At 69.1% G+C, this 24,417-nt stretch carries 24 protein-coding genes; 18 read left to right on the top strand and 6 right to left on the bottom strand.

Annotation, left to right across the window (positions count from 1 at the left end; translation table 11 throughout):
- Positions 1–20 precede the first annotated feature (20 nt).
- From HWX09_RS25850 to HWX09_RS25830, 5 genes are all read right to left on the bottom strand, one after another.
- Positions 21–809, bottom strand: a complete 789-nt coding sequence (locus tag HWX09_RS25850; protein WP_027783684.1) for a sulfite exporter TauE/SafE family protein — start codon at positions 807–809, stop codon at positions 21–23.
- A 286-nt stretch (positions 810–1,095) separates the two neighbouring features.
- Entirely contained in the window at positions 1,096–2,535 is a 1,440-nt protein-coding gene (locus HWX09_RS25845; protein WP_027783685.1) for a DHA2 family efflux MFS transporter permease subunit, read from the bottom strand.
- Between the two features lie 134 nt (positions 2,536–2,669).
- Positions 2,670–3,398 (bottom strand): DsbA family oxidoreductase, encoded by a 729-nt coding sequence (locus tag HWX09_RS25840; protein WP_027783686.1) that lies wholly within the window; start codon positions 3,396–3,398, stop codon positions 2,670–2,672.
- Positions 3,399–3,575: 177 nt separating this feature from the next.
- Entirely contained in the window at positions 3,576–4,370 is a 795-nt protein-coding gene (locus tag HWX09_RS25835) for a PAS domain-containing protein (protein ID WP_027783687.1), read from the bottom strand.
- A complete protein-coding gene (locus HWX09_RS25830; protein ID WP_027783688.1) occupies positions 4,367–5,365 on the bottom strand; it encodes an ornithine cyclodeaminase family protein in 999 nt (332 codons plus the stop codon). Before HWX09_RS25830 ends, HWX09_RS25835 begins: the two co-directional genes overlap by 4 nt.
- Positions 5,366–5,742: 377 nt before the next feature.
- Here HWX09_RS25830 and HWX09_RS25825 point away from each other — a divergent pair, with 377 nt between their 5' ends.
- The 11 genes from HWX09_RS25825 (at position 5,743) to groL (ending at position 17,372) form a co-directional block, all read left to right on the top strand.
- Positions 5,743–6,522: an ABC transporter substrate-binding protein gene (locus tag HWX09_RS25825; protein ID WP_027783689.1), complete on the top strand. Its 780-nt coding sequence runs from the start codon at positions 5,743–5,745 to the stop codon at positions 6,520–6,522.
- A 66-nt stretch (positions 6,523–6,588) separates the two neighbouring features.
- Positions 6,589–7,833 carry an FAD-dependent oxidoreductase gene (locus HWX09_RS25820; protein WP_027783690.1) on the top strand — a complete coding sequence of 415 codons (1,245 nt, stop codon included), beginning with the start codon at positions 6,589–6,591 and terminating at the stop codon, positions 7,831–7,833.
- Positions 7,834–8,343: 510 nt separating this feature from the next.
- On the top strand, positions 8,344–11,379 hold the full coding sequence (locus HWX09_RS25815; protein ID WP_034185403.1) for a hypothetical protein: 3,036 nt from the start codon (positions 8,344–8,346) through the stop codon (positions 11,377–11,379).
- 297 nt (positions 11,380–11,676) lie between these two features.
- Positions 11,677–12,036, top strand: a complete 360-nt coding sequence (locus HWX09_RS25810; RefSeq protein ID WP_027783692.1) for a hypothetical protein — start codon at positions 11,677–11,679, stop codon at positions 12,034–12,036.
- A 27-nt stretch (positions 12,037–12,063) separates the two neighbouring features.
- On the top strand, positions 12,064–12,579 hold the full coding sequence (locus HWX09_RS25805; protein WP_027783693.1) for a sigma-70 family RNA polymerase sigma factor: 516 nt from the start codon (positions 12,064–12,066) through the stop codon (positions 12,577–12,579).
- Positions 12,576–13,358: an anti-sigma factor gene (locus HWX09_RS25800; RefSeq protein WP_027783694.1), complete on the top strand. Its 783-nt coding sequence runs from the start codon at positions 12,576–12,578 to the stop codon at positions 13,356–13,358. Before HWX09_RS25805 ends, HWX09_RS25800 begins: the two co-directional genes overlap by 4 nt.
- Positions 13,359–13,384: 26 nt before the next feature.
- On the top strand, positions 13,385–13,807 hold the full coding sequence (locus tag HWX09_RS25795; protein WP_027783695.1) for a quinol oxidase: 423 nt from the start codon (positions 13,385–13,387) through the stop codon (positions 13,805–13,807).
- The gene (locus HWX09_RS25790; RefSeq protein WP_027783696.1) at positions 13,804–14,436 is read left to right on the top strand and encodes a membrane protein; all 633 of its coding nucleotides are present in this window, start codon (positions 13,804–13,806) and stop codon (positions 14,434–14,436) included. Before HWX09_RS25795 ends, HWX09_RS25790 begins: the two co-directional genes overlap by 4 nt.
- Positions 14,437–14,479: 43 nt before the next feature.
- Positions 14,480–14,992, top strand: coding sequence for an SRPBCC family protein (locus HWX09_RS25785; protein ID WP_027783697.1), 513 nt, complete (start codon positions 14,480–14,482; stop codon positions 14,990–14,992).
- Between the two features lie 400 nt (positions 14,993–15,392).
- Positions 15,393–15,686 carry a co-chaperone GroES gene (gene groES / locus HWX09_RS25780; protein ID WP_027783698.1) on the top strand — a complete coding sequence of 98 codons (294 nt, stop codon included), beginning with the start codon at positions 15,393–15,395 and terminating at the stop codon, positions 15,684–15,686.
- 45 nt (positions 15,687–15,731) lie between these two features.
- On the top strand, positions 15,732–17,372 hold the full coding sequence (groL, locus tag HWX09_RS25775; protein ID WP_027783699.1) for a chaperonin GroEL: 1,641 nt from the start codon (positions 15,732–15,734) through the stop codon (positions 17,370–17,372).
- Positions 17,373–17,557: 185 nt separating this feature from the next.
- Here the strand turns inward: groL and HWX09_RS25770 are convergent, their stop codons facing one another.
- Entirely contained in the window at positions 17,558–18,424 is an 867-nt protein-coding gene (locus tag HWX09_RS25770; protein WP_027783700.1) for a hydroxymethylpyrimidine/phosphomethylpyrimidine kinase, read from the bottom strand.
- A gap of 255 nt (positions 18,425–18,679) precedes the next feature.
- Here HWX09_RS25770 and HWX09_RS25765 point away from each other — a divergent pair, with 255 nt between their 5' ends.
- From HWX09_RS25765 to HWX09_RS25735, 7 genes are all read left to right on the top strand, one after another.
- Positions 18,680–18,850 carry a rubredoxin gene (locus HWX09_RS25765; protein WP_004186709.1) on the top strand — a complete coding sequence of 57 codons (171 nt, stop codon included), beginning with the start codon at positions 18,680–18,682 and terminating at the stop codon, positions 18,848–18,850.
- 104 nt (positions 18,851–18,954) lie between these two features.
- A complete protein-coding gene (locus tag HWX09_RS25760) occupies positions 18,955–20,256 on the top strand; it encodes a hypothetical protein (protein WP_027783701.1) in 1,302 nt (433 codons plus the stop codon).
- 182 nt (positions 20,257–20,438) lie between these two features.
- Positions 20,439–21,017: a YqgE/AlgH family protein gene (locus HWX09_RS25755; protein WP_006491354.1), complete on the top strand. Its 579-nt coding sequence runs from the start codon at positions 20,439–20,441 to the stop codon at positions 21,015–21,017.
- A complete protein-coding gene (gene ruvX / locus HWX09_RS25750; RefSeq protein ID WP_027783702.1) occupies positions 21,014–21,463 on the top strand; it encodes a Holliday junction resolvase RuvX in 450 nt (149 codons plus the stop codon). The genes HWX09_RS25755 and ruvX overlap by 4 nt, the downstream gene beginning before the upstream one ends.
- Complete coding sequence (gene pyrR, locus HWX09_RS25745; RefSeq protein WP_027783703.1) at positions 21,450–21,962, top strand: bifunctional pyr operon transcriptional regulator/uracil phosphoribosyltransferase PyrR; 513 nt, start codon at positions 21,450–21,452, stop codon at positions 21,960–21,962. Before ruvX ends, pyrR begins: the two co-directional genes overlap by 14 nt.
- 73 nt (positions 21,963–22,035) lie before the next feature.
- Complete coding sequence (locus tag HWX09_RS25740; RefSeq protein WP_027783704.1) at positions 22,036–23,067, top strand: aspartate carbamoyltransferase catalytic subunit; 1,032 nt, start codon at positions 22,036–22,038, stop codon at positions 23,065–23,067.
- A 61-nt stretch (positions 23,068–23,128) separates the two neighbouring features.
- The gene (locus HWX09_RS25735) at positions 23,129–24,415 is read left to right on the top strand and encodes a dihydroorotase (protein ID WP_027783705.1); all 1,287 of its coding nucleotides are present in this window, start codon (positions 23,129–23,131) and stop codon (positions 24,413–24,415) included.
- Positions 24,416–24,417: the final 2 nt, after the last annotated feature.

Genomic DNA, 24,417 nt, shown 5'->3' with positions numbered 1-24,417 from the left:
GGAAAGGGCGGCCCGGCCGCTTACGCCAGCACGAGCCGCACGCCGACCGCGACCAAGGTCGCGGCGAGCAGGTTGCGCAGCAGCCGTTCTGGCGCGCGCGCCGACAGCAGGCTGCCGAGCACGATGCCGGGCAGCGAACCGAGCAGTAGCGACAGCAGCATCGACCAGTCGACCGAGCCGAGCAGCCAGTGACCCATGCCCGCGACCAGCGTGAGCGGCACCGCATGCGCGATGTCGGAACCGACGATGCGGGTCGTCGCGAGCGCCGGATACAGCAGCAGGAGCACGGTCACGCCGATCGCGCCGGCGCCGACCGACGTCATCGACACGAGCACGCCGAGCACGGCGCCCGTCAGCACGGTCGACCACAGTGTGCGCGCGGGGCTCGGCGCGAGCGGGTTGCGTGCGGCGAATGCGGTCAGCTGCGGGCGGAAGATCAGCGCGAGCGACGTGAGCAGCAGCGCAACGCCGAGCACGAGCTGGATCATCCGCGCGGTGCCCGGCGTGTTCATCCCGTGCGTGTGCAGCCACCACAGCGTGAGCGCGGCGGCCGGCACGCTGCCCGCCGCGAGCCGGCCCGTGATGCGCCAGTCGATCGAACCTTTCAGGCCGTGGACGAGCGTGCCGGTGGCCTTGGTCGCAGCCGCGTACAACAGGTCGGTGCCGACTGCCGTCGCGGGGTGGACGCCGAACAGCAGCACGAGAATCGGCGTCATCAACGAACCGCCGCCGACGCCCGTGAGGCCCACGAGAATGCCGACGAACAGGCCGGACAGGGAGTACAGCAGATCGATATGGGGAAGCGACATCGGAGGCAGGCGGTTATGCAGCGTTCGGCGGCGGCGCGCGGCCGCGGCGCGCGCATCAAAGTCCGCCATTGTCGCAAAAGTGGCGCGTCAATGTACGACTGCGTTAAAAATCGGCCGGGAGAGGGCGCCCGGCGGCCGCCGGCGGAGATGAAACGGGCGTTTGAGCAGGGGTCGGCGTGAACGGTATGACGACCCGGGCGCGTACGTCGCGCGTCCGGTGCGCACAAAAAAGGGCGCGATACTGCGCGCCCCGATTCGATGTCGGTTCCCGTTCGGCTGACGACGGTCAGTGCATCGCGGGCCCGGCGCCTTCGACCGCGCGCGGCGGCCGGATCCGCAGCGCGAAACCGATCAGCGCGGCCACGGCCGCAAACGCCGCGCCGAACGCGAATGCCGCGCGGTAGCCGCCGCTCAGCGCGTCGAGCGGCGCGGCTTGCGCCGCCGCGAGCGCGTCGGTGCGGGCGCCGGCGAGACTTGCGAGGACCGCGAGCCCGAGCGCGCCGCCCATCATGAAGGCGGTGTTGACGATGCCCGACGCGAGCCCGGAATCGGCCGGTTCGACGTCGCTCATCGCGGCGAGCAGCACCGGATTGAACGCGACGCCCGCGCCAATGCCGAGCAGCGTCATGCCGGGCAGCACGTGCCACACGAAACCGCCGTCGACCGGCGCGCGCGAGAACAGCGCGAGGCCGCAGGCCGCGATCAGCAGGCCGGCGGCGATCGGGCCGCGGATCCCGAAGCGCATCACGATGCGCGCCGACAGCCCGAGCGAGAACGCGGCCATGATCAGGTTCGCCGGCAGGAACGCGAGGCCGACCTGCAGCGGCCCGTAGCCGAGCACGCGCTGCATGTACAGCGCGGACAGGAAGAACCACGCGAACATCGCGGCCGCCCACAGCACGGCGATCGCGTTCGCGAGCGCGACGTTGCGTGCGGCGAACAGCGTGAGCGGCATCAACGGATGCGCGGCGCGCGACTCGATTGCGATGAACAGCACGAGCAGCGCGACGGCCGCGCCGATCAGCGCGACGGTCTGCGTCGACAGCCAGCCGGCCTCGTTGCCGCCGACGATGCCGTAGACGGCCAGCATCAGCGACGCGGTCACGGTGATCGCGCCGGCGACGTCGAGCCGTGCGGTGCCCGCCGGCATACGCATGCGCGGCAGCAGCGCGACGCACATCGCATAGACGGCGACGCCGATCGGCAGGTTGACGAGGAAGATCCAGTGCCACGACAGCGAGCTCGTCAGCAGCCCGCCGAGCAGGACGCCGATGCTGCCGCCGCCCGCGCACACGAAGCCGTAGACGCCCATCGCGCGTGCGCGTTCGCCGGGTTCCGTGAAGAGGTTCATGATCAGCGACAGCGAGACGGCCGACACGACCGCGCCGCCGAACCCCTGCACCGCGCGCGCGGCGATCAGCATCGCCTGCGATTGCGCGAGGCCGCAGGCGAGCGACGCGAGCGTGAATACGACGAGGCCCGCGAGGAACATGCGCCGCTGGCCGTACAGGTCGCCGAGCCGGCCGCCGAGCAGCAGGCAGCCGCCGAACGTCAGCAGGTAGGCATTGACGACCCACACGAGGGCCGTTTCGGTGAAGTGGAGATCGGTGCTGATCGACGGCAGCGCGACGTTTACGATCGTGCTGTCGAGCACGATCATCAGCACGCCGAGACAGAGCACGATCAGCGCGTACCAGCGCTTCTCGCCGTGAATCCCGTGGGTCATGGGCCTGCAGCCTTCTGATAGTTATCTGAAAGGATGCATTGTAGACGTCGGCGGCGCGGGCTTCCTGCCGGTTTGTGGCAGGAGCGTCGCGTAGTGGCGTGCGCGGCTGCGGCGCGCGTGCGGCGGGATGAGGATTACGACCGAGCCGGCAGTTCGCAGCCGTCGGGGCCGCAGGCGGCCGCGTCGTCGCCGGATTCGACGATGCCGTCGCGCCACGCCTGATCGAGCGCCTGCGCGAACGCGTCGGCCGGCTGCGCGCCCGACACCGCGTAGCGGCCGCCGAACACGAACAGCGGCACGCCGCGGCCGCCGATCTGTGCTGCGCGCGCGATGTCGGCTTCGACTTCGTCGCGATACGCGTCGCTGCGCAGCACGGCTTCGACGGCCGAGCGCTCGAGCCCGGCTTCGACCGCAAACCCGGTCAGCGCCGCATGATCGAACAGCGAGCCGTGCTCGCAGAAATAGGCGCGATAGAGCCGCTCGGTCAGCGCGAGCGCGCGGCCCGATGCTTGCGCGAGCTTCACGAGCCGGTGGCCGTCGAGCGTGTCGCCGACGAGCGTGCCGGGCAGGTCGTAGCGCAGCCCGACGCTCGCGGCCGCATCGGTCACCTGGCGCAGCATCTGGTCGACCTGCGCGGGTGCCATCCGGTATTTGCCTGCCAGCATCGCCTCGACCGGCTCGACGGGTTGGCCGGGCATCAGCCGGTACGCACGCAACGCGACGTCGACGCGGTCGGCGTGCGCGAACGCGGCCAGCGCCTCGTCGAAGCGGCGCTTGCCGATCCAGCACCACGGGCAGATCAGGTCGGACCAGATCTCGACGGTCAGGGTCGGGCGGGCAGTCGGGGCGGGAGCGGTCGTCATGGGCGGTCCGGGCGGCAAAAAAGTGTAACCGAGACTATATCACTTTATGTTTCGACGCTTCGTCGCCCGCGGAATGGTGCGGAAGGGGCTGCGCCCGCGTGTCGCGAAGCTTGGGCGCGGAACCGGCGGCCCGATACCGATGACCGGCCTACCGTGATTGCGCCCGCCACGTCGCGCTCACGCGTCGCCCTGCGTTTCCTTCAGGTGCTTGAGGTGCTTGTAGACCGTCGCGCGCCCCATCCCGAGCACGTTCGCGACGTAGTTCGCCGCGCTCTTGCCGCGGAACGCGCCTTCCGCGTACAGCGCCTCGACGAGTTCGCGCCGGTGCTCGCGCGTGAGCCCGTTCAGCCCGACCTGCCGCTCGCGCAGCCAGCCGTGCAGGAACGTGTTGATGCGCTCCTGCCAGTCGTCGCGGAACAGCTCGTCGGGCTGCGCGACGACGCCCGCGCCCTTGATGAACAAGTCGAGCGTCGAGCGCACCTCGTCGAACACGGCGATGTTGAAGTTGATGCACATCATCCCGGCCGGCCGGCCTTCGTCGTCGAACAGCACGTTGCTGACGCAGCGCATCCGCCGGCCGTCCCAGTTCAGCTTCTCGTACGGGCCGATCACGCGCTCGCGCGCCGAATGATCGATTTCCTCGAGCGCGGAATCGTCGCCGACCTCGCGCTTGGACAGGTTGTTCGCGAGATACAGCACGGTCTGGTCGTGCAGGTCGTGGATCACGACTTCCGCGTACGGGAAGAACAGTGCGGCGATACCGTCGGCGATCGGCGCATAGCGGGTGAGCAGCAGGTCTTTGACGGGAGATTTCTTCTTGCGCATCGGTATCGCGATCTCGGGTGGGCGGGAGCCGGGCAGCGGGTCGGGCCGGCGAGCCGGCGCACCGTTGGCCGGCATGCCCGTGCGCCCGCGCGCGGCCGCCGCGGCGGTTGCGCCATTGTATCGGCCCCGCGCTCGCGTGCCGCTCATGCGCGCGTCAGATGCGTGTACAGCGCGTGCGCGATCGCGATGTCCTCGAGCCCGAGGCCGATCGAGCGGAACAACGCGTGACGCGTGCGCGACGGCGCCGCGCAGGTGCCGGCGACGAGCGCGGGCAGGTCGCCGACGATCCGGCCGGCATCCCAGCCGTGCTCGGCCGCCGCGATCTGCATCTCGCCGGCGCTCGCGGGCGTCGTGTGCCGGTAGTCGCAGTAGACGTCCATGTCCGGCAGCCACGCAGGCGGGATTTCGTGCGCGCGCGCGACGTTGGTGCTGATCGACGTGACGAGCGCGGGGCGCGTGAGCATCCCGTCGCCGAGCACGGGCGTGCCCGACGACGTGCACAGCATCACCACGTCCGCGTCGCGCACGCAGGCTTCGACGCTCGCCGCCGCGTGCGCGCGCGGGTCAAGCGCGGCGAGGCTCGCCTGCAGCGTCGCGTCGCCCGCCAGCGCGGGCGAGTACACGCGGATCGTGTCCCAGTCGCGCAGCGCCGCCGTGTGCTTGAGGTGCGCGAGGCCGACCGCGCCCGCGCCGACGATCGCGAGCTGGCGCGCGTGGCGCGGCGCGAGGCAGTCGACCGCGAGCGCGGTCGTGCCGGCCGTGCGTTCGACGGTCAGCAGCCCCGCGTCGCACCACATCAGCGGCTGGCCGGTTTGCATCGACATCAGCGCGGTCCAGGCGGTGACGATCGGTCTCCCGTCGGGTGTCCCGCCGGGTGTCCCGTCGGGTTTGCCGGCCGTCACGATGTACGGCGACAGCTTCGCGCCGAACACCTGCTCGTCGGCGAGCGCGCCGAGATACGTGATGAAGTCGCCGGCCTGGCCGGGAAACAGCGTGAGCGTCTGCGGCGGCTGCACCGCGCGCGCCGCGGCGAGCGACGCGAACATGCGGCGCAGCGTGCCGAGCACGTCGAGCGAAGGCAGCGCCGCGCGCACCGCGGCTTCGTCGACGGTCAGCGGCGGGGTGGGGACGGTTTGCGTCATGGGGAGCATCTCCGGTTCGGGCTGGACGGAAAGTCTCGAAAGACGGCGTCCGGCGGTGTTCGTTATGGACGAAAAGTCTAATATAGACAAACGAAATCGGGAGAATTTTTCTTTTCGAGACGTTGTGTCGCTGCCGGATTCATGAAAAATGCCATGGAATCAAGGGTGTCGGGCATGAGAGACGAAATCTCGACGTCGAGCGACGGGGGCGACATCCTCGTATCCCCTATAGTCCATAGTAGACTTTAAGTCTATATTTCGGGGTGCGGGATTCGACACATCGCCAGGTGGCTAGCTGCCTCGGATGCCGTATCGCCGCCCGGTCGAGGGCGTCGAGCGACCGATCTTCAGCCTCAATCCAGAACAGAAGGACCGTCATGAACTGGAAACTTTCCCTCTGCGCCGCTGCGGCGCTCGCGTGCGCGGCCGTCACGGCCCATGCGGAACAGACCACGTTGCGCTTCGGGATCGAAGCCGCCTATCCGCCGTTCGAGAGCAAGACGCCGGCCGGTCAGTTGCAGGGTTTCGACGTCGACATCGGCAACGCGGTGTGCGCGAAGCTGAACATGAAATGCGTGTGGGTCGAGAATTCGTTCGACGGGCTGATCCCGGCGCTGCAAGCGCGCAAGTTCGACGCGATCAACTCGGCGATGAACATCACCGCGAAGCGCAAGCAAAGCATCGACTTCACGCCGGCGATCTACGTGGTGCCGATCGTGATGGTGGCGAAGCACGGCTCGCCGCTGAAGCCCGACGTCGCGAGCCTGCGCGGCAAGCACGTCGGCGTGCTGCAGGGTTCGTCGCAGGAGGATTTCCTGAAGGCGCACTGGGCCAATGCGGGCGTGGCCGTCGTGTCGTACCCGGATCAGGACCAGATCTACGCCGATCTCGTCGCGGGGCGTCTCGACGCGGCCGTGCAGGAAGCGCAGACCGCGCAGGACGGTTTCCTCGACAAGCCGGCCGGCCGTGACTACCAGATCGTCGGCGAGCCGCTGAAGGATCCGGCGACGCTCGGCGAAGGCACCGGTTTCGGGATGCGCAAGAACGACAAGGCGCTGCAGGCGAAGATCGTCGGCGCGCTCGACGCGCTGAAGCAGGACGGCACGCTGAGCGCGCTGTCGCGGAAGTACTTCAAGCGCGACATCATCGCGAAGTAAGCGCCGCCGCGCACCGGCCGCGGCCTGGCGCACGGCGCATCCCATCTCGACGCAGTGCGGGGGAATATGGATTTCGACGTCATCGTTCTGGGGGCCGGCATCGTCGGCGTGTCGTCGGCGCTGCATCTGCAGGATCGCGGGCTGCGCGTCGCGCTCGTCGACCGGCGCGCGCCCGGCGAGGAAACCAGCCACGGCAATGCGGGGCTGATCGAGCGCTCGTCGGTCGTGCCGTATGCGTTTCCTCGCCGGCTCGGCACGCTGCTGCGCTACGCGCGCAACCGTTCGGTCGATCTCTACTGGGACTACAAGGCGCTGCCCGAGTATGCAGGCTGGCTTGCTCGCTTCTGGCGCGAATCGTCGCCGCAGCGGCTCGCGGCCGCCGCGCGCGACATGCTGCCGCTCGTCGCGGCGAGCGTCGTCGAGCACGATGCGCTGCTCGCGCGCACCGACGCGCAGCCGCTCGTGCACGACGGCGGATGGATCGAGGCGTTTCGTTCGCCCGCGCTGTTCGATGCGGAAGCGGGCGCGCAACAGCGCGTGGCCGCCGCGCACGGGCTGCGGATGTCGGTGCTCGACGCGCGTGCGCTGCGCGCGCGCGAGCCCGGTATCGGCGATGCATTCTGCGGCGCGTTCCACTGGCAGGATCCGAAGACCGTATCGAGCCCGGGCGGACTGACCAAGGCCTATGCGCGGTTGTTCCAGCGCGACGGCGGCACGTTCGTGCGCGGCGACGCGACGACGCTCGTGCAGGTGGATGACGGTTGGCAGGTCGGGTCCGAACATGGGCCGATCTCGGCACGCTCGGCCGTGGTCGCGCTCGGGCCGTGGTCCGATCATGTGTTCGCGCCGCTCGGCTACCGGATTCCGCTGCGCGCGAAGCGCGGCTATCACATGCATTACCTGCCGACGCGCACGCCGCTGAACGTGCCCGTGTGCGATACCGAGGAAGGCTTCGTCGTCGCGCCGATGGAGGGTGGCCGCCTGCGGCTCACGACCGGCGTCGAGATCGCGCCGCGCGGCGCGCCGCCGACCGGCGTGCAACTCGCACGCGCCGAACCGCTGGCGCGCGACGCGTTCGGCATCGGCGAGCGGCTCGATCCGGAGCCGTGGCTCGGGATGCGGCCGTGCACGCCCGACATGCGCCCGGTGATCGGGCCCGCGCCGCGCCACCGTCATTTGTGGTTCGCGTTCGGCCACTGCCATCACGGGCTCACGCTCGGGCCCGCGACCGGCCGCCTGCTCGCCGAAATGATGACGGGCGCGCCGACCTATATCGATCCCCGTCCGTACCGGCCCGCGCGCTTCGGTTGAACCCGCGGCGCGCAGAGGCGGTTTCGGCCACCGGCACGTGCCGGTGGCAATACGTATTCTTCACAGTGTTTCATTCTGCTGTCCGGATTATCGAAATCCACGCAATCGGAAATGATCTGCGTAATCGATAAGAAAGAAAATCGCGCGATAAAATAAAATCAGCAAATTCGCGATTTATCAATGCATTTTCATATTGCTGAAATGCGTAATGGGCAGCGGTTGTGACGGTATAGGGTCCCATCGCGGGCGCGCGTTCAGGCGTTACGTGGAATGTACCGGAACACGTTACCGCGGGGCTCGCAAACGTTACGTTACATCCGCGTTCCGAAGGCCTTTTTCATCAGACGATTCCGTCTGTCCAATCCGCGAATTTCGCCTGAAATCGATTAAAAAAGCGTTATTGCCGCTCAATACCCAGACGAATCAATCCGTTTTTGGAATTGGCACGCTTCGTGCAATCCGTCCCCATGCTTTGTCAACGTAGTGCCAACCGAGATGGGGAAAATAACGATGGGACAGAATTTCAAATTGACGGGTGTGGCGCTGTCGGTCGCGACGGTGTTCGGGGTGCTGGCTTCGGGTTCCGCGATGGCGGGGGCCCTCGATTCGCTGCCGATCCCGCAAGTGATCGTCAATCCGCCGACGAACAGCGTGTCGGTGGGACTGGCCGCGACGGGTACGTCGCCGTTGGGTTCGGTTACCGTGACGGCGGGCGGGTCGGGCGCGATCCAGACGTCGCTCGGCGAGCCGGGGCAAGTGCTGTCGGGCGCCGTGGGGGCGGTGACGGGCGCACTCGGCGGTGGCGGCACGGTGCAGCCGCTCGCGCCGGTTCAGGGTGTGGTGAATCAGGTGACGGGCGCCTTGAGCGGCGGCAACCCGGCCGGTGCACTGACGGGTGCGCTGAACTCGGCGACGGGCACGCTGAGCAACGCGCTCGGCACGGCCACGGGCGCATTGGGCGGTATCGGCGGTGGTTCGAACCCGCTGGCGCCGGTTCAAGGTGTGGTGAATCAGGTGACGGGTGCGCTGGGTGGCGGTAACCCGGCAGGTGCGTTGACGGGGGCAATCGGTACGGTGACCGGCTCACTGGGTGGTATCGGTGGCGGCGCGAGTCCGCTGGCGCCGGTTCAGGGCGTGGTGAATCAAGTGACGGGCGCCTTGAGCGGCGGCAACCCGGCGGGTGCACTGACGGGTGCGCTGAACACGGCGACGGGCACGCTGAGCAGCGCGCTCGGCACGGCCACGGGCGCATTGGGCGGTATCGGCGGTGGCTCGAACCCGCTGGCGCCGGTTCAAGGTGTGGTGAATCAGGTGACGGGCGCCTTAGGTGGCGTCGGCGGTGGTAACCCGGCCGGTGCATTGACCGGCGCACTCGGCACGGTAACGGGCGCACTGGGCGGCGTCGGCGGCAGCAATCCGGCAGGTGCATTGACCGGTGCACTCGGCACGGTAACGGGCGCACTGGGCAGCGTCGGCGGCGGCAATCCGGCAGGCGCATTGACCGGCGCACTCGGCACGGTGACGGGCGCCTTGGGCGGCGTTGGCGGAGGCAACCCGGCCGGCGCATTGACCGGCGCACTCGGTACGGTAACGGGTGCCTTGGGCGGCGTTGGCGGTGGCAACCCGGCCGGCGCGTTGACCGGTGCACTCGGCACGGTGACGGGTGCTCTGGGCGGCGTTGGTGGCGGCAACCCGGCCGGTGCATTGACCGGCGCGCTCGGCACGGTGACGGGTGCCTTGGGCGGCGTCGGCGGCGGTAACCCGGCCGGTGCATTGACCGGCGCACTCGGCACGGTAACGGGCGCCCTGGGCGGCGTTGGCGGTGGCAACCCCGCAGGCGCATTGACCGGCGCACTCGGCACGGTGACGGGCGCCTTAGGTGGCATTGGCGGTGGCAACCCGGCAGGCGCGTTGACCGGTGCGCTCGGCACGGTGACGGGCGCCTTAGGTGGCGTTAGCGGTGGCAACCCGGCAGACGCGTTGACCGGCGCACTCGGTACGGTAACGGGCGCCTTGGGCGGCGTCGGCGGAGGCAATCCGGCAGGCGCATTGACCGGCGCACTCGGCACGGTAACGGGCGCACTGGGCAGCGTCGGCGGAGGCAATCCGGCAGGCGCATTGACCGGTGCACTCGGCACGGTGACGGGCGCCTTGGGCGGCGTCGGCGGTGGCAACCCGGCCGGTGCATTGACCGGTGCACTCGGTACGGTAACGGGTGCCTTGGGTGGCATTGGCGGCGGCAACCCCGCAGGCGCCTTGACCGGTGCACTCGGCACGATAACCGGCGCTCTGGGCACCCTCGGCGGCGGCGCGAACCCCATCACCCCGATCCAGAACGTCGTGAATCAGGTCACGGGCACGCTCGGCAGCGGCAACCCGGCCGGCGCACTGAGCAACGCGGTCAACACGATCACGGGCACGCTCGGCAACGTCGGTGGCGCAGGGAGCCCGCTCGCGCCGGTACAGGGTGCCGTCACGCAGCTCGCCGGCACGCTCGGCAACGGCGATCCCGCCGGTGCGCTGACGAACGCGCTGAACTCGGTGACGGGCGCGCTCAGCGGCGCGAACCCGCTGGCGCCGGTGCAGGGCGTCGTGAACCAGGTCGTCGGCACGCTGTCGGGTGCCGGCGGCAGCAGCCCGATCACGCCGATCACGAACCTCGTCAACGGCCTGCAGAATGCGCTGCCGGGCGGCAATCCGGCCGGCGCGCTGACCGGCGCACTCGGCTCGGCGACGGGCGCGCTCGGCAATCTCGGCGGGACGAACCCGCTGGCGCCGGTACAAGGCGTCGTGAACCAGGTGGTCGGCACGCTCGGCGGCAGCAATCCGGCCGGCACGCTGAGCAACGCGGTCGGGACGGCCACGAGCGCCCTCGGCAACGCGGTCGGCTCGGTGGCGGGCGCGCTCGGCGCACTGGGCGGCACGAGCCCGCTGGCGCCGGTGCAGGGTGTCGTGAACCAGGTCGTCGGTACGCTCGGCAGCGGCAATCCGGCCGGGACACTGACGGGGGCGCTGAACTCGGTGACGGGCGCCCTCGGCAACCTCGGCGGTTCCAACCCGCTGGCGCCGGTGCAAGGCGTCGTGAATCAGGTGGTCGGCACGCTGTCCGGCGCCGCCGGCAGCAGCCCGATCGCGCCGATCACCAACCTCGTGAGCGGCCTGACGGGCGGCGGCAACCCGGCCGGCGCGCTGACTGGCGCCCTCGGTTCGGTAACGGGCGCACTTGCGTCCGGTCCGGCGGCGCTCGGCCAGGCGGCCGGCGCGCTGTCGGGTGCGGGCGGTTCGGCGGCAGCGGCAGGCGGCAGCCTGCTCGGCTCGGGCGCGAATGCGGCCGGCGGCACGGCGGGCGCGGTCGGTTCGCTGCTGACGACGGGTGCCAACTCGACGGCGACGGTCGTCAATGCGGTCGGCACGTCGGTGGGCACGGTGCTCGGCTCCTCGCCGAGCCTGTCGGTGACGCCGCATTCCGGCAACAGCTCGCCGAACAACCCGCTCGCACCGGTGACGACGCTGCTCCAGTCGCTGACCGGCGCACTGCCGAGGTAACCGGCCGAAACCGCACGACGGCGCCGCATCGGCCGTCGTGCGAAATGGTCGCGCAACGCGGCATGACAGCGATGTCATGCCGCGTTGTCATTTCGGGCTTCCCGTTTTCTTTCGTCGCATGAATGATCGCCGCCGCTATTTGCGGCGCGGCATGGTATGGCATGGAATAACCGGCCGTCGCCGTCCGTTTACATACCGAGTTCCGGCACGGCCGGCCGGCGGGATAATGATCGCGACGCAGCCGATCGTCCCGTCCGGCGGCCGCCATGTCGCGACACGACGCCAAGGAGAACGGGAATGAAACGGATGCTTTTCGCCGCCGCGCTGACGGCGGCGCTCGTGCGGCCGGCCGCCGCGGAACCGCCGCAGGCCGCCGACGGGAAACTGGTCGACGAAGCGCACATGACGCTGTACGTGTTCGATCGCGATGCGCCGGGCAAGAGCATGTGCGACAGCGCGTGCGCAGCCAACTGGCCGCCCGCGCTTGCCGACGCGTACGACAAGGCGTCGGGTGCGCTGAGTCTCGTCGCCCGCGACGACGGCAAAAAGCAATGGGCGTACCGCGGCCGCCCGCTGTATCGCTGGAAGATGGACCACAAGGCCGGCGACGCGGGCGGCGACGGCGTCGGCGGCATGTGGCACGTTGCGCGGCCGTGATCGCGCGGCGACGCGCGAGGCGCCCCGATGAGCTATGAATCGGACCTGCTGGTGTGGCTTCCGCATCTCACGCGCTATGCGCGTGCGCTGACGGGCGAGCGCGCGTGGGCCGACGATCTCGTGCAGGACACGCTCGAGCGTGCGCTGAACCGGCCGCCGCGCGACTGCGGCAACCTGCGCGCGTGGCTGCTGACGCTGTTGCGGCACCGCTTCATCGACCAGTTGCGCGCGCGGCACGAGATCGCGGTCGACGACGCCACCGCGCCGTGGCAGACGATGGCCGCGCCGGCCGGCGAGGTCGGCGGGCTGGAGTTGCGCGACGTGCAGCGCGCGCTGTACCGGCTGCCGGTCGAACAGCGTGAGGTGCTGCTGCTGGTCGCGCTCGAGGAGTTGAGCTATCGCGATGCCGCGCAGGTGCTCGGCGTGCCGATGGGCACGGTGATGTCGCGACTCGCGCGGGCGCGCGCGCAGATGCGCGCCTTGCTGTCGGACGGGCCGTCGGCGCACGGCACGCCCACGTTACGGGTGATCGGGAAGCCATGATGGACGATCCGCGCAAGCCTTCGAACCAGCGGGACGACGATGCATCGGCGCAACTGCTGTCCGCGCTGCTGGACGGCGAGTTGTCCGGGGACGAGCGCCGCGAGATGCTCGAACGCCTGCAGTCCGATCCGCGGGAAGCCGAACGCTTCGCGCATTACCGCGCGCAGCGCGATGCGCTGAAGGCGCTGTTTCCGTTGCCGGCGGCCGCGCCCGCGTTGTTCGTGCAACGCCGCGCGCCGCGCTGGCGCGCCGTCGCGCATGCGTTCGCGGGGCTCGCGGCCGGGCTGCTGATCGGTGTCGCGCTGCATGCGGGCTGGACGGCGTTCGGCCGCGAACCGGCGTTCGCCGCGCGCGCCGATGTCGCATACGCCGTGTACGCCGCCGACCGCGAGCATCCGGTGGAAGTCGGTGCGGCCGATCCCGCGCGTCTCGCCGCGTGGCTGTCGGCGCGCGTCGGCCGGCCGGTGCGCGCACCGTCGCTCGACGAATACGGTTACGCGCTGCTGGGCGGCCGGGTGCTGCCCGGCGACGCGGGGCCGGCCGCCCAGCTCATGTACCAGCGCGCGGACGGTGCGCGCGTGACGCTGTACATGACCGCATACGATACGCGGCGCCTCGCGCCGCAGGCGATGTCGGCCGACGGCCGCTACACGTATTTCTGGTCGGATCGCGGCATGGGTTATGCGCTGTCCGGCCGCGGCGACGAACGGCGTCTGCGCGAACTCGCGATCGACGCATGCGGGGCGCTGGGCGGCCCGACCGACGCATGGAAGGGATGACGCGCGGCGCTCGCAGGGAGCAGGCGATGAACACGGCGATGATGAAGGGGCTCGGGCTGGCGGCGTTCCTGGCGGGCACGCTGCTTGCGCGAGCGGACGGCGACCCGCCCGTGCGCGTGCCGGTGGACGCGGACGGGGTGCAGCGCGTGGCGATCGTCGGCGGCAGCTATTTCTTCCGGCCGAATCACGTGATCGTGCGCGCGCACGTGCCGGTCGAACTGACCGTGTCGGCCGAACCCGGCGTGGTGCCGCACAGCTTCGAAATCGACGCGCCACCGCAGGCGGGCATCGCAGTGCATACCGAACTTGGCACGACGCCGAGAACGTTTCGTTTCACGCCGCAGCAGCCGGGGCGGTTCGCCTACTATTGCACGCACCGGCTGCTGTTTTTCAGGAGCCATCGCGAGCGCGGAATGGAAGGCGTGCTCGATGTCGAGGCGGCGCCGTGATCGCCGCGTTGCTGGCCGCGAGCCTGATAGGAGCGAGCATGACAGCCGATCCCGTGACCGTCGCGCAGGCGCATTTCGACCACGTCCGCTCGTACCGCGCGACGATCCGCTCGTCGGCGCGCGACGGCGAGCGCACCGAAATCCGCTACGCGTACCTGAAACCGGGCTTCGTCCGGATGGATTTCGTGTCGCCGCATCGCGGCGCGGTGCTCGCGTACGATCCCGGCGACGGCAAGGTGCGGTTGCGCCCGTTCGGCACGCATGCGCCGCCCGCGCTGACGCTGTCGCCGTCCAATCCGCTCGTGCGCGATCGTACCGGCCACCGGGTCGACCGCTCGGACGTCGGCGAACTGCTGCGCAACGTCCATGCGCTGCAGCAGGGCGGCGCGACCGTGACCGAGGGCGAGGAGGCCGCCGGCGGCCGGACCGCGCTGCGCGTGCTGGTCACGGGCGCGCCCGCGCACGCGGTCGACGGCGTGCACCGCTACCGGTTGTGGCTCGACGCCGCGGACGGTTTTCCGCTGAAGGTCGTCAGCTACGCGGACGATGACGACGTGCCGCTCGAAACCGTGACGCTCGACGACGTGGAGATCGACGTCGCGTTTCCCGAGCGTTTCTTCGCGCCCTGACGGCGCGCTGATCCGCGTTCCTGACACGCATGCCGGAGGCTGCATGGCGGAGTACCGGTTTTCGACGACCTGGCGCGTGGACGCGCCGCTCGCGGCGGTCTGGGACGCGATCTACCAGGTCGACCGCTGGCCCGACTGGTGGAAGGGCGCCGTGCGCACCGTCGAACTCGAGCATGGCGACGCGCGCGGCGTCGGCGCGCTGCACCGGTATACATGGAAGGGTGCGCTGCCGTACCGGCTGACCTTCGACATGCGCGTGCGGCGCGTCGAGCCGCCGCATGCGCTCGAAGGCCATGCGAGCGGCGTGATCGAAGGCGACGGACGCTGGTCGTTCGCCGCCGACGGCGCGCGCACGGTCGTGCGCTACGACTGGCACATCCGCACGCACGGCTGGATGAACTGGCTGGAGCCGCTCGCACGGCCACTGTTCCGATGGAATCACGACGTCGTGATGCGCGAAGGCGCGAAGGGGCTCGCGCGGCGGCTGGGCGCGGCCGTCGAGACGGACGGCCGGACCTTCCGGCCGCTGTCGGGCGCGGACTGCGCCGATGCGTGAGGAGCGTGACGCTGGGCCCGGCGACGCCGGCGGACGAGCGCGTCGCGACGGGTGAAATCGGCGCCCGTCCGGTTTTTTTGCTGCGATGTCGTCGGTCTCAGGAACTCCGGGCTTACCCGGTGTCCAAACGGGGCTGGATGAGGTTCGCGGGGCCGCACGGGTCGCCCTCCGGAACGGTTTCTGACTCAGGCTATTGTTTTGAAAAGGTTTTTGTTGTTTTCGTGTGTTTATCCCCCGCATCGCCGCCGCGAAAATTCCCCCGGTTTCCCTTCTTGAATTTGTCAAAACCCGTCCATATAATTAGCACTCGCTGCACGAGAGTGCTAACAATTCTCTGCCGGGCGACGAGCCGGGCAGATTCCCTAAGCGTTCTTCAATCTCAGTCAAGAGAGGAGTGAATATGAACCTTCGTCCTTTGCACGATCGCGTGATCGTCAAGCGCCTGGATCAGGAAACCAAGACCGCCTCGGGCATCGTGATCCCCGAAGCAGCAGCCGAGAAGCCGGACCAGGGTGAAATCCTGGCGGTCGGCCCGGGCAAGCGCGACGACAAGGGTGCCCAGATCGCCCTCGACGTGAAGGTCGGCGATCGCGTCCTGTTCGGCAAGTACGCCGGCCAGACCGTGAAGGTCGACGGCCAGGAACTGCTGGTCATGCGCGAAGAAGACATCATGGCCGTGGTCAACGCCAAGTAAGCGTTCCCCGACGGTACATATTCCCAAGAATTCAAGGAGTTAAAGATGGCAGCTAAAGACGTCGTATTCGGCGATTCCGCCCGTTCGAAGATGGTCGAAGGCGTGAACATCCTCGCCAACGCAGTCAAGGTCACGCTGGGTCCGAAGGGCCGCAACGTCGTGCTCGAGCGCAGCTTCGGCGGCCCGACGGTCACCAAGGACGGTGTGTCGGTCGCGAAGGAAATCGAGCTGAAGGACAAGCTCCAGAACATGGGCGCGCAAATGGTCAAGGAAGTCGCTTCCAAGACCAGCGACAACGCAGGCGACGGCACGACGACGGCAACCGTCCTCGCGCAATCGATCGTTCGCGAAGGCATGAAGTACGTCGCATCGGGCATGAACCCGATGGACCTGAAGCGCGGCATCGACAAGGCAGTCGCAGCGGCTGTCGAAGAGCTGAAGAAGATCAGCAAGCCGTGCACGACCAACAAGGAAATCGCCCAGGTCGGCTCGATCTCGGCGAACAGCGATTCGTCGATCGGCGATCGCATCGCTGAAGCGATGGACAAGGTCGGCAAGGAAGGCGTCATCACCGTCGAAGACGGCAAGTCGCTGGCCGACGAACTCGACGTCGTCGAAGGCATGCAATTCGACCGCGGCTACCTGTCGCCGTACTTCATCAACAACCCGGACAAGCAAGTCGCCGTCCTCGACAACCCGTTCGTGCTGCTGCACGACAAGAAGGTGTCGAACATCCGTGATCTGCTGCCGGTGCTCGAGCAAGTCGCGAAGGCTGGCCGTCCGCTGCTGATCATCGCTGAAGACGTCGAAGGCGAAGCGCTCGCGACGCTGGTCGTCAACAACATCCGCGGCATCCTGAAGACCGTCGCGGTCAAGGCGCCGGGCTTCGGCGATCGTCGCAAGGCGATGCTGGAAGACATCGCGATCCTGACCGGCGGTCAAGTCGTCGCGGAAGAAACCGGCCTGACGCTCGAGAAGGCAACGCTGGCAGAACTGGGCCAGGCGAAGCGCATCGAAGTGGGCAAGGAAAACACGACGATCATCGACGGCGCAGGCGAAGCCGTGAACATCGAAGCACGCGTGAAGCAAGTGCGCGCGCAAATCGAAGAAGCGACGTCGGACTACGACCGTGAAAAGCTGCAAGAGCGCGTGGCCAAGCTGGCAGGCGGCGTTGCAGTGATCAAGGTCGGTGCTGCGACCGAAGTCGAAATGAAGGAAAAGAAGGCACGTGTCGAAGACGCACTGCACGCAACCCGCGCAGCTGTGGAAGAAGGCATCGTGGCAGGCGGCGGCGTCGCGCTGATCCGCGCACGCACCGCGATCGCAGGCCTGACCGGCGCGAACGCCGACCAGAACGCCGGCATCAAGATCGTGCTGCGCGCGATGGAAGAGCCGCTGCGCCAGATCGTCACGAACGGCGGCGAAGAAGCCAGCGTCGTGGTGGCGGCGGTTGCTGCAGGCACGGGCAACTACGGCTACAACGCAGCAACGGGCGAGTACGTCGACATGGTTGAAGCCGGCGTCGTCGACCCGACCAAGGTCACGCGCACCGCACTGCAGAACGCAGCTTCGGTTGCAGGCCTGCTGCTGACGACGGACGCAGCTGTCGCGGAACTGCCGAAGGAAGACGCACCGATGCCGGGCGGCATGCCGGGCGGCATGGGCGGCATGGGCATGGACATGTAATCGACTTCGGTCGAGGGTGTCCGGAGCGCGCAGCGATGCGCGTTCCAGCCAAAGAAAAGACCCGCAGCGATGCGGGTCTTTTTTTATTCGTGCGCGGTTTTGGATGCGTGCATGAGGCGGCCGGATACGTCACGCACCGAAGCGGCGCGGCGTGCGGCGGCGGGACCTGCCCGCCGCGGCGCGACTCAATGCCGGTGCGACGTCCTCGGCACCGGGTCGGCCTTCACGGCCGGCGGCGTGTCCGAATCGTCGTTGCTGCGCGCCCAGAAGAACCGGTCGGGCAGGTACGCGCCCATACCGGGCCGGAACGCGTCGCGCACGGCCTGGTACAGGTACTCCTGCGCCTCGCGCACGGCCTCGGGCGGCTCCTGGCCGTTCGCGAGCAGCGCCGCGATGGCCGCGCCGAGCGTATCGGTGATGCCCATCAGCCGGTGCGGCGAGCGATCCCACATGTCCTCGCGGAGCTGACCTTCCTCGCCGTACAGCGTGTTGACGAGCCGGTGCGAGCCCGTTTCCGACGACAGGATGTATTCGCAGCCCTGCGATAGCAGGTGCGACACGGCCGCATCGAGATTCGGCGCCTCGGCATCGCCGTCCGGCTGCGCGAGCGCGATCAGCGTCGCGTGGTCGGCGACCAGCAACGTGGTTTGCGGCGCCAGCAGGTCGGCGATCGATTCGCGCAGGTCGTCGGCGGCGAGCACGTGTTCGTCGTCGAGCGTGAAGTCCGGCGCGAGCACGAGCGGCACGCCGTCGTAGTCGGCGACGACTTCGGCGATCGCGCTCACGACTTCCGCGCGCGTCGCCGCGCCGATCTTGAATGCGGCAACCGGCATGTCTTCGAGAAGCATGCGCGCTTGCGCGGCCACGACGTCGGGATCGAGGCCGGTCACTTCTTCGCAGGCGGCCGAGTCGCGCACGGTATAGCCGGTCAGGACGGACACGCCGTGACAGCCCATGCTCGCCAGGGTCATCAGATCGGCTTGGAGGCCGGAGCCGCCGGTGGGATCGGACAGGCCGAAGGTGAGGACGATCGGAGGGGCGTTGCTGGACATGTAAAAATGGGGCAAGAGAAAAACGGAGAAGCGACGGAGATGCGGACGGCGAGGCGAATGGGCTTTTTCGGCCCTGTGTTGCCCGGCAGGCCGCACTTTTCAACCATTATGCGGTGGAATCCGGCCGGTACGACGGATTTTTTAGCGCAGCGCAACGTAGTCGCCGTCCTCCAGCGCGATTGCTAGGCAGTCCGGCCCCGACACGGTACCATCATGGCTCCCGAATTTACCGACTTTTCCCCGACGCGGCTTAAGATGGAATACAAGAGCTGGATGTGCCTGATTTGTGGCTGGATTTACGACGAAGAAGCCGGGCTGCCGGAAGAGGGCATCGCCCCGGGCACGCGCTGGGAAGACGTCCCGATCAACTGGACGTGTCCCGAATGCGGCGCCCGCAAGGAAGACTTCGAGATGGTCCAGATCTGATCGGACCGCTGGCCCACGGACACCCCGCTCAGGCCTCGCACTGGCCCGGCGCTCGCGCGCCGCGGTTCGTGCGAGCGACTTGACGATCACAGGCGCGCGTGTCCATGACGTCCGATCCGGCGAACGTTCCCCTCCCTGACGCATTGCCCAACCCGCGCGGCGGAGCCGTGCGCGCGGCCGACGCATGGCTGGCGGCGGCTGCCGACGCATTCGAACGGCGCGACGACGCCGCGGCGCCGCTTGCCGCGGCCGCGGCCGTGCTGGCGGAAGCCGGCTGGCTGCCGGCCGCGCGTTTCGCCGGGCAACTGTCGGCCACCGTGCCGCTCGTCGCCACCGAGCCGACTTCGGCCGGCTGGCGTGCCGCGCTGCACGACTTTCGTGCGGCCGTCGGGCGCCACAACCTGCGCGAGCTCGCGTGCTCGCCCGTTCTCTTCGAGCATTTCCGTGCGTTGCGGGCGCAAAGCGCCGCCGACCTGCGCGCGAGCGCGCCGCTCGATGCGCTCGCGCTGGTCGGTCGCGCGGTGCCGCCTGCCACGCTGCGCGCGCTGCCCGATGCATTCGCGATCCGGATTCGGGCCCGCTACGAGCAGGCGCTGCTGGGCGTGCTGCGCGCCGAACACGGCGCGCCGGGGGCGGCGCTCGACGAACTCGACGCGATGCTGGCCGCGCTCACCGACGACGAGCCGTACGATTTCTGGCGGCTCGCGGCCGCGTGCGTGCGTGCGCTGCGAGCAAGCGGCGCGCCCGAGCTGAAGCGCTTTCTCGCGCGAACCAACCTGCTGCTCGGCGAACACGCGCAGGGCCGGCGCGCGGCGCCGCCCGACCTGGTGCGCGAGACGGTGGCGCTGCTGTGGCGCGATTTCGCGCTGTTCGGCGCCGCGGCCGAGGACGTCGCGCTCGTCGACGTGCTGCACGACTACGGGTTGACGGTCGACTGGCACGTCGCCGGCACACCCGCATCCGAAGCATTGTGGGAGGCCGATGCCGCGCGGGCCGAGCACGATGCGCTCGCTGTCGCGCCCACTCGCGCGCTCGGCGTCGTGACCGTCAACGCGCATGCCTATGAGGATTTCCTGCAGACCGCCGATGCGTCGATGGCCGACCTTGCGGCCAACCCGGCCACGGCCGACGCGGGCGCCGCATGGCACGCGTCCGGCGCGGCCTATCGGGTCGGCACGGCCGCGTGCGCGCTCGGGCTCGGCCACGCGGCGCTGCTGGCCGACACGCTCGGCCTGGCGTGGCGGCGTGCGGCGCACGGCGTGCCGCTTGCCGACGGCGGTCTCGATGCGCACCGCCACGCGTCCGACATGCTGCGCGCGGCGCTCCTGAAGATCGCGGCCGGCGTCGCGCCGCCGGATCTCACGGCGGCGTCCGAAGCGCTCGGCGCCGCGCTCGGCCGGACCTGACGAACAAGGGGAGGGACACGCGACTGCGACCCTTGTCGCGCGGGCCTGCAACACGCTCCCGACAGCGCCCGCGCGCGTGTTAGAGTGCCGTGTGATCCGCGCGCGCCGTTGCCAGCGCGGCGCGGCGTTGCTTGTTGATCGCGGCCCGGTCAGGTCGCGGCGTCTTTGCTAAAATTCAAACCATGTCAAAGCCTTCCGATCGCATCAATCTCACCAACCAGTTCCTGATCGCCATGCCCAACATGGCCGATCCGACGTTCTCGGGGACGGTGGTCTATCTTTGCGATCACAGCGAGCGCGGTGCGCTCGGCCTCGTCATCAATCGTCCTACCGACATCGACCTCGAATCGCTGTTCAACCGCATCGACCTGAAGCTCGACATCGAGCCGCTGCTGCACATCCCCGTGTACTTCGGCGGCCCGGTCCAGACCGAGCGCGGCTTCGTGCTGCACGAGCCGGTCGAGGGCGCGAGCTACAACTCGTCGATGTCCGTCGACGGCGGGCTCGAGATGACGACGTCGAAGGACGTGCTCGAGGCGGTCGCGACGGGCACCGGCCCGAAACGCTTCCTGCTGACGCTCGGCCATGCAGGCTGGGGCGCCGGGCAGCTCGAGGAAGAAATTTCCCGCAACGGCTGGCTGACGGTCGCCGCCGATCCGCGCATCGTGTTCGACACGCCGGCCGAGGAGCGCTTCGAAGCCGCGCTCGGCCTGCTCGGCGTCAGCTCGTCGATGCTGTCCGGCGAGGCAGGGCACGCATGAGCGGCGCGAGCGCGCGCGATGCGACGCTCCTGGCGTTCGACTACGGCGAGAAACGGATTGGCGTCGCGATCGGCAACGCGCTGACGCGCTCGGCCCGTGCGCTCCTCGTGATCCAGAACCTGAACCGCGAACACCGCTTCAAGGCGGTCGGCGACCTGCTGGCCGAATGGCGGCCGGACGCGCTCGTCGTGGGCTTGCCGATGCATCCGGACGGCACGCCGCACGACATGACGCAGCAGGCGAAGCGCTTCGGCAACCAGTTGAACGGCCGCTTCGGGCTGCCCGTCACGTGGGTCGACGAGCGCTATTCGTCGGTCGAGGCCGAGGCCGGGCTGCGCGAGCGCAACGTGCGCGGCCGCGCACGCACCGACATGCTCGATGCCGAAGCCGCGCGCGTCATTCTTCAACAGTATCTCGATCAATTGTCCGACCATGAGCACCATTGACGCCGAGGCGCTTTACCGCGTCCTGCTCGACCAGATCCGCGCCGCGTACGGCACTGCGTTCGCCGAACCGGGCGGCCCGCGGCTCGCCGGCATTCACAGCGGCGGCGCGTGGCTCGCCGAGCGCCTCGCGCGCGATCTCGGCGCACCGGCGTTCGGCGTCATCAACGTCGCGCTGCACCGCGACGACTACGCGAAGAAAGGGCTGCACAGCCAGGCCAGCCCGACGTCGCTACCGTTCGACGTCGACGGCGCGCGCATCGTGCTTGTCGACGACGTGCTGTACACCGGGCGCACCGTGCGCGCCGCGCTCAACGAGCTGTTCGACTACGGCCGTCCGGCCGCGGTCGAGCTCGCGGTGCTCGCCGATCGTGGCGGCCGCGAGCTGCCGGTCGCCGCACGCTTCGCCGGCGGCACGCTCGACGTGCCGGCCGACGCGACGCTCGTGCTCGCGCGCGACGATGCGCGGTTCACGCTGCGCGTCGAGTCGCACGGCGCCTGAACGACACGCGAACCGTATCCCGGGCCGCTGGTTTGCACCGCGGCCCGTTTGCATAGTTGGAATCACGCACACCATGACCACCGACACCACTGGCCGCACCGGCAATCCCGCGGCGGCCGCGAGCCCCGACCGGTTTCGCTACGGTTTCCTGAAGGGCAACCCGCAGCTCACGAAAAACGGCGAGCTGAAACATCTGCTGTCGATCGAGGGCCTGCCGCGCTCGATCGTCAATCACATCCTCGATACGGCCGAGCAGTTCGTCAGCGTGACGGACCGTGAAGTGAAGAAGGTGCCGCTGCTGCGCGGCAAGTCCGTGTTCAACCTGTTCTTCGAGAACTCGACGCGCACGCGCACGACCTTCGAGATCGCCGCGACGCGCCTGTCGGCCGACGTGCTGAACCTGAACATCAATGCGTCGTCGACCAGCAAGGGCGAATCGCTGCTCGACACGATCAACAATCTGTCGGCGATGCATGCCGACCTGTTCGTCGTGCGCCACGCGTCGAGCGGCGCGCCGTACCTGATCGCCGAGCACTGCGCGCCGCACGTGCACGTGATCAACGCCGGCGACGGCCGCCATGCGCACCCGACGCAGGGCCTGCTCGACATGTACACGATCCGTCACTACAAGCGCGACTTCACGAAGCTGCGCGTGGCGATCGTCGGCGACATCCTGCATTCGCGCGTCGCGCGCTCCGACATCCATGCGCTCACCACGCTCGGCGTGCCGGAAGTGCGCGCGATCGGCCCGCGCACGCTGCTGCCGGGCGGCCTCGAGCAGATGGGCGTGAAGGTGTTCAACAACCTCGACGAAGGGTTGAAGGGCGTCGACGTGATCATCATGCTGCGCCTGCAGAACGAACGGATGAGCGGCGCGCTGCTGCCGTCCGCGCAGGAGTACTTCAAGACGTGGGGCCTGACGCCCGAGCGCCTCGCGCTCGCCGCGCCCGACGCGATCGTGATGCACCCGGGCCCGATGAACCGCGGCGTCGAGATCGATTCGCAGGTCGCCGACGGTCCGCAGTCGGTGATCCTCAATCAGGTCACGTTCGGCATCGCGGTGCGGATGGCGGTGATGGGCATCGTCGCCGGCAACAGCGACTGAGCCCGTTTTCGCGCATTCTTGTTCAGGCATTCAACGCAATCAACGCATTCACAGACAGCGCATGAAGATTCATATCAAAGGCGGCACGCTGATCGACCCGGTCGCCGGTACCGAACGGCAGGCCGACGTATTCGTCGCGGACGGCAAGATCGCCGCGCTCGCGGCGGCTGGTTCAGCGCCGGCCGGTTTCAACGCGGACAAGACGATCGACGCATCGGGCCTGATCGTCGCGCCCGGCCTCGTCGACCTGTGCGCGCGGCTGCGCGAGCCCGGCTACGAACACAAGGCGACGCTCGCGTCCGAGATGGCCGCGGCCGTCGCGGGCGGCGTCACGACCCTCGTGTGCCCGCCGGACACCGACCCCGTGCTCGACGAGCCGGGCCTCGTCGAGATGCTCAAGTTCCGCGCGCGCAACCTGCACCAGGCGAACGTTCATCCGCTCGGCGCGCTGACGGTCGGCCTCAAGGGCGAGGTCATCACCGAGATGGTCGCGCTGACCGAATCCGGCTGCGTCGGCTTCACGCACGCCAACGTGCCGGTGCGCGACACGCAGGTGCTGCTGCGCGCGCTGCAGTACGCGAGCACCTACGGCTACACGACGTGGCTGCGTCCGCTCGACGCGTTCATCGGCCGCGGCGGTGTGGCCGCGAGCGGCGCGCTCGCGTCGCGGCTCGGGCTGTCCGGCGTGCCGGTCGCGGCCGAAACGATCGCACTGCACACCATTTTCGAACTGATGCGCGTGACGGGCGCGCGCGTGCATCTCGCGCGGCTGTCGTCGGCGGCCGGGCTGGCGCTCGTGCGCGCGGCGAAGGCGGAAGGGCTGCCCGTGACCTGCGACGTCGGCGTGAACCACTTGCATCTGATCGACGTCGACATCGGCTATTTCGATTCGCAGTTCCGGCTCGACCCGCCGCTGCGCGGCGAGCGCGACCGCGAAGCGATCCGCGTGGCGCTCGCCGACGGCACGATCGACGCGATCTGCTCGGATCACACGCCGGTCGACGACGACGAGAAACTGCTGCCGTTCGGTGAAGCGACGCCGGGCGCGACGGGGCTCGAGCTGCTGCTGTCGCTGACGCTGAAGTGGGCGGACGAGACGCGCACGCCGCTCGCGCAGGCGCTGCGTCGCATCACGTCCGCGCCGGCCGACGTACTGCAGTTGCCCGCAGGCCGTCTCGCCGAAGGCGGCGCGGCCGACCTGTGCGTGTTCGATCCGCGCGCGCACTGGCGCGTCGAGCCGCGTGCGCTGAAGAGCCAGGGTCACAACTCGCCGTTCCTCGGCTACGAACTGCCGGCCACCGTGCGCGCGACGCTCGTCGCCGGCCAGGTCGCGTTCGAGCGCCACTGAAC

Source organism: Burkholderia sp. BCC1208 (genome assembly GCF_902833095.1).
Classification (GTDB): domain Bacteria; phylum Pseudomonadota; class Gammaproteobacteria; order Burkholderiales; family Burkholderiaceae; genus Burkholderia.
Note: the sequence above shows the minus strand (reverse complement) of the source record. Positions and strands in the feature narration are given on the sequence as shown.

Coding starts and splice junctions, on each gene's coding strand:
- HWX09_RS25770 (WP_027783700.1), bottom strand. CDS start 18,424: ATGTCCAGCAACGCCCCTCCGATCGTCCTCACCTTCGGCCTGTCCGAT.
- groES (WP_027783698.1), top strand. CDS start 15,393: ATGAACCTTCGTCCTTTGCACGATCGCGTGATCGTCAAGCGCCTGGAT.
- HWX09_RS25830 (WP_027783688.1), bottom strand. CDS start 5,365: ATGACGCAAACCGTCCCCACCCCGCCGCTGACCGTCGACGAAGCCGCG.
- groL (WP_027783699.1), top strand. CDS start 15,732: ATGGCAGCTAAAGACGTCGTATTCGGCGATTCCGCCCGTTCGAAGATG.
- HWX09_RS25785 (WP_027783697.1), top strand. CDS start 14,480: ATGGCGGAGTACCGGTTTTCGACGACCTGGCGCGTGGACGCGCCGCTC.
- HWX09_RS25735 (WP_027783705.1), top strand. CDS start 23,129: ATGAAGATTCATATCAAAGGCGGCACGCTGATCGACCCGGTCGCCGGT.
- HWX09_RS25845 (WP_027783685.1), bottom strand. CDS start 2,535: ATGACCCACGGGATTCACGGCGAGAAGCGCTGGTACGCGCTGATCGTG.
- HWX09_RS25825 (WP_027783689.1), top strand. CDS start 5,743: ATGAACTGGAAACTTTCCCTCTGCGCCGCTGCGGCGCTCGCGTGCGCG.
- HWX09_RS25755 (WP_006491354.1), top strand. CDS start 20,439: ATGTCAAAGCCTTCCGATCGCATCAATCTCACCAACCAGTTCCTGATC.
- HWX09_RS25815 (WP_034185403.1), top strand. CDS start 8,344: ATGGGACAGAATTTCAAATTGACGGGTGTGGCGCTGTCGGTCGCGACG.
- ruvX (WP_027783702.1), top strand. CDS start 21,014: ATGAGCGGCGCGAGCGCGCGCGATGCGACGCTCCTGGCGTTCGACTAC.
- HWX09_RS25765 (WP_004186709.1), top strand. CDS start 18,680: ATGGAATACAAGAGCTGGATGTGCCTGATTTGTGGCTGGATTTACGAC.
- HWX09_RS25740 (WP_027783704.1), top strand. CDS start 22,036: ATGACCACCGACACCACTGGCCGCACCGGCAATCCCGCGGCGGCCGCG.
- HWX09_RS25760 (WP_027783701.1), top strand. CDS start 18,955: ATGACGTCCGATCCGGCGAACGTTCCCCTCCCTGACGCATTGCCCAAC.
- HWX09_RS25820 (WP_027783690.1), top strand. CDS start 6,589: ATGGATTTCGACGTCATCGTTCTGGGGGCCGGCATCGTCGGCGTGTCG.
- HWX09_RS25795 (WP_027783695.1), top strand. CDS start 13,385: ATGAACACGGCGATGATGAAGGGGCTCGGGCTGGCGGCGTTCCTGGCG.
- HWX09_RS25840 (WP_027783686.1), bottom strand. CDS start 3,398: ATGACGACCGCTCCCGCCCCGACTGCCCGCCCGACCCTGACCGTCGAG.
- HWX09_RS25810 (WP_027783692.1), top strand. CDS start 11,677: ATGAAACGGATGCTTTTCGCCGCCGCGCTGACGGCGGCGCTCGTGCGG.
- HWX09_RS25805 (WP_027783693.1), top strand. CDS start 12,064: ATGAGCTATGAATCGGACCTGCTGGTGTGGCTTCCGCATCTCACGCGC.
- HWX09_RS25835 (WP_027783687.1), bottom strand. CDS start 4,370: ATGAGCGGCACGCGAGCGCGGGGCCGATACAATGGCGCAACCGCCGCG.
- HWX09_RS25850 (WP_027783684.1), bottom strand. CDS start 809: ATGTCGCTTCCCCATATCGATCTGCTGTACTCCCTGTCCGGCCTGTTC.
- pyrR (WP_027783703.1), top strand. CDS start 21,450: ATGAGCACCATTGACGCCGAGGCGCTTTACCGCGTCCTGCTCGACCAG.
- HWX09_RS25800 (WP_027783694.1), top strand. CDS start 12,576: ATGATGGACGATCCGCGCAAGCCTTCGAACCAGCGGGACGACGATGCA.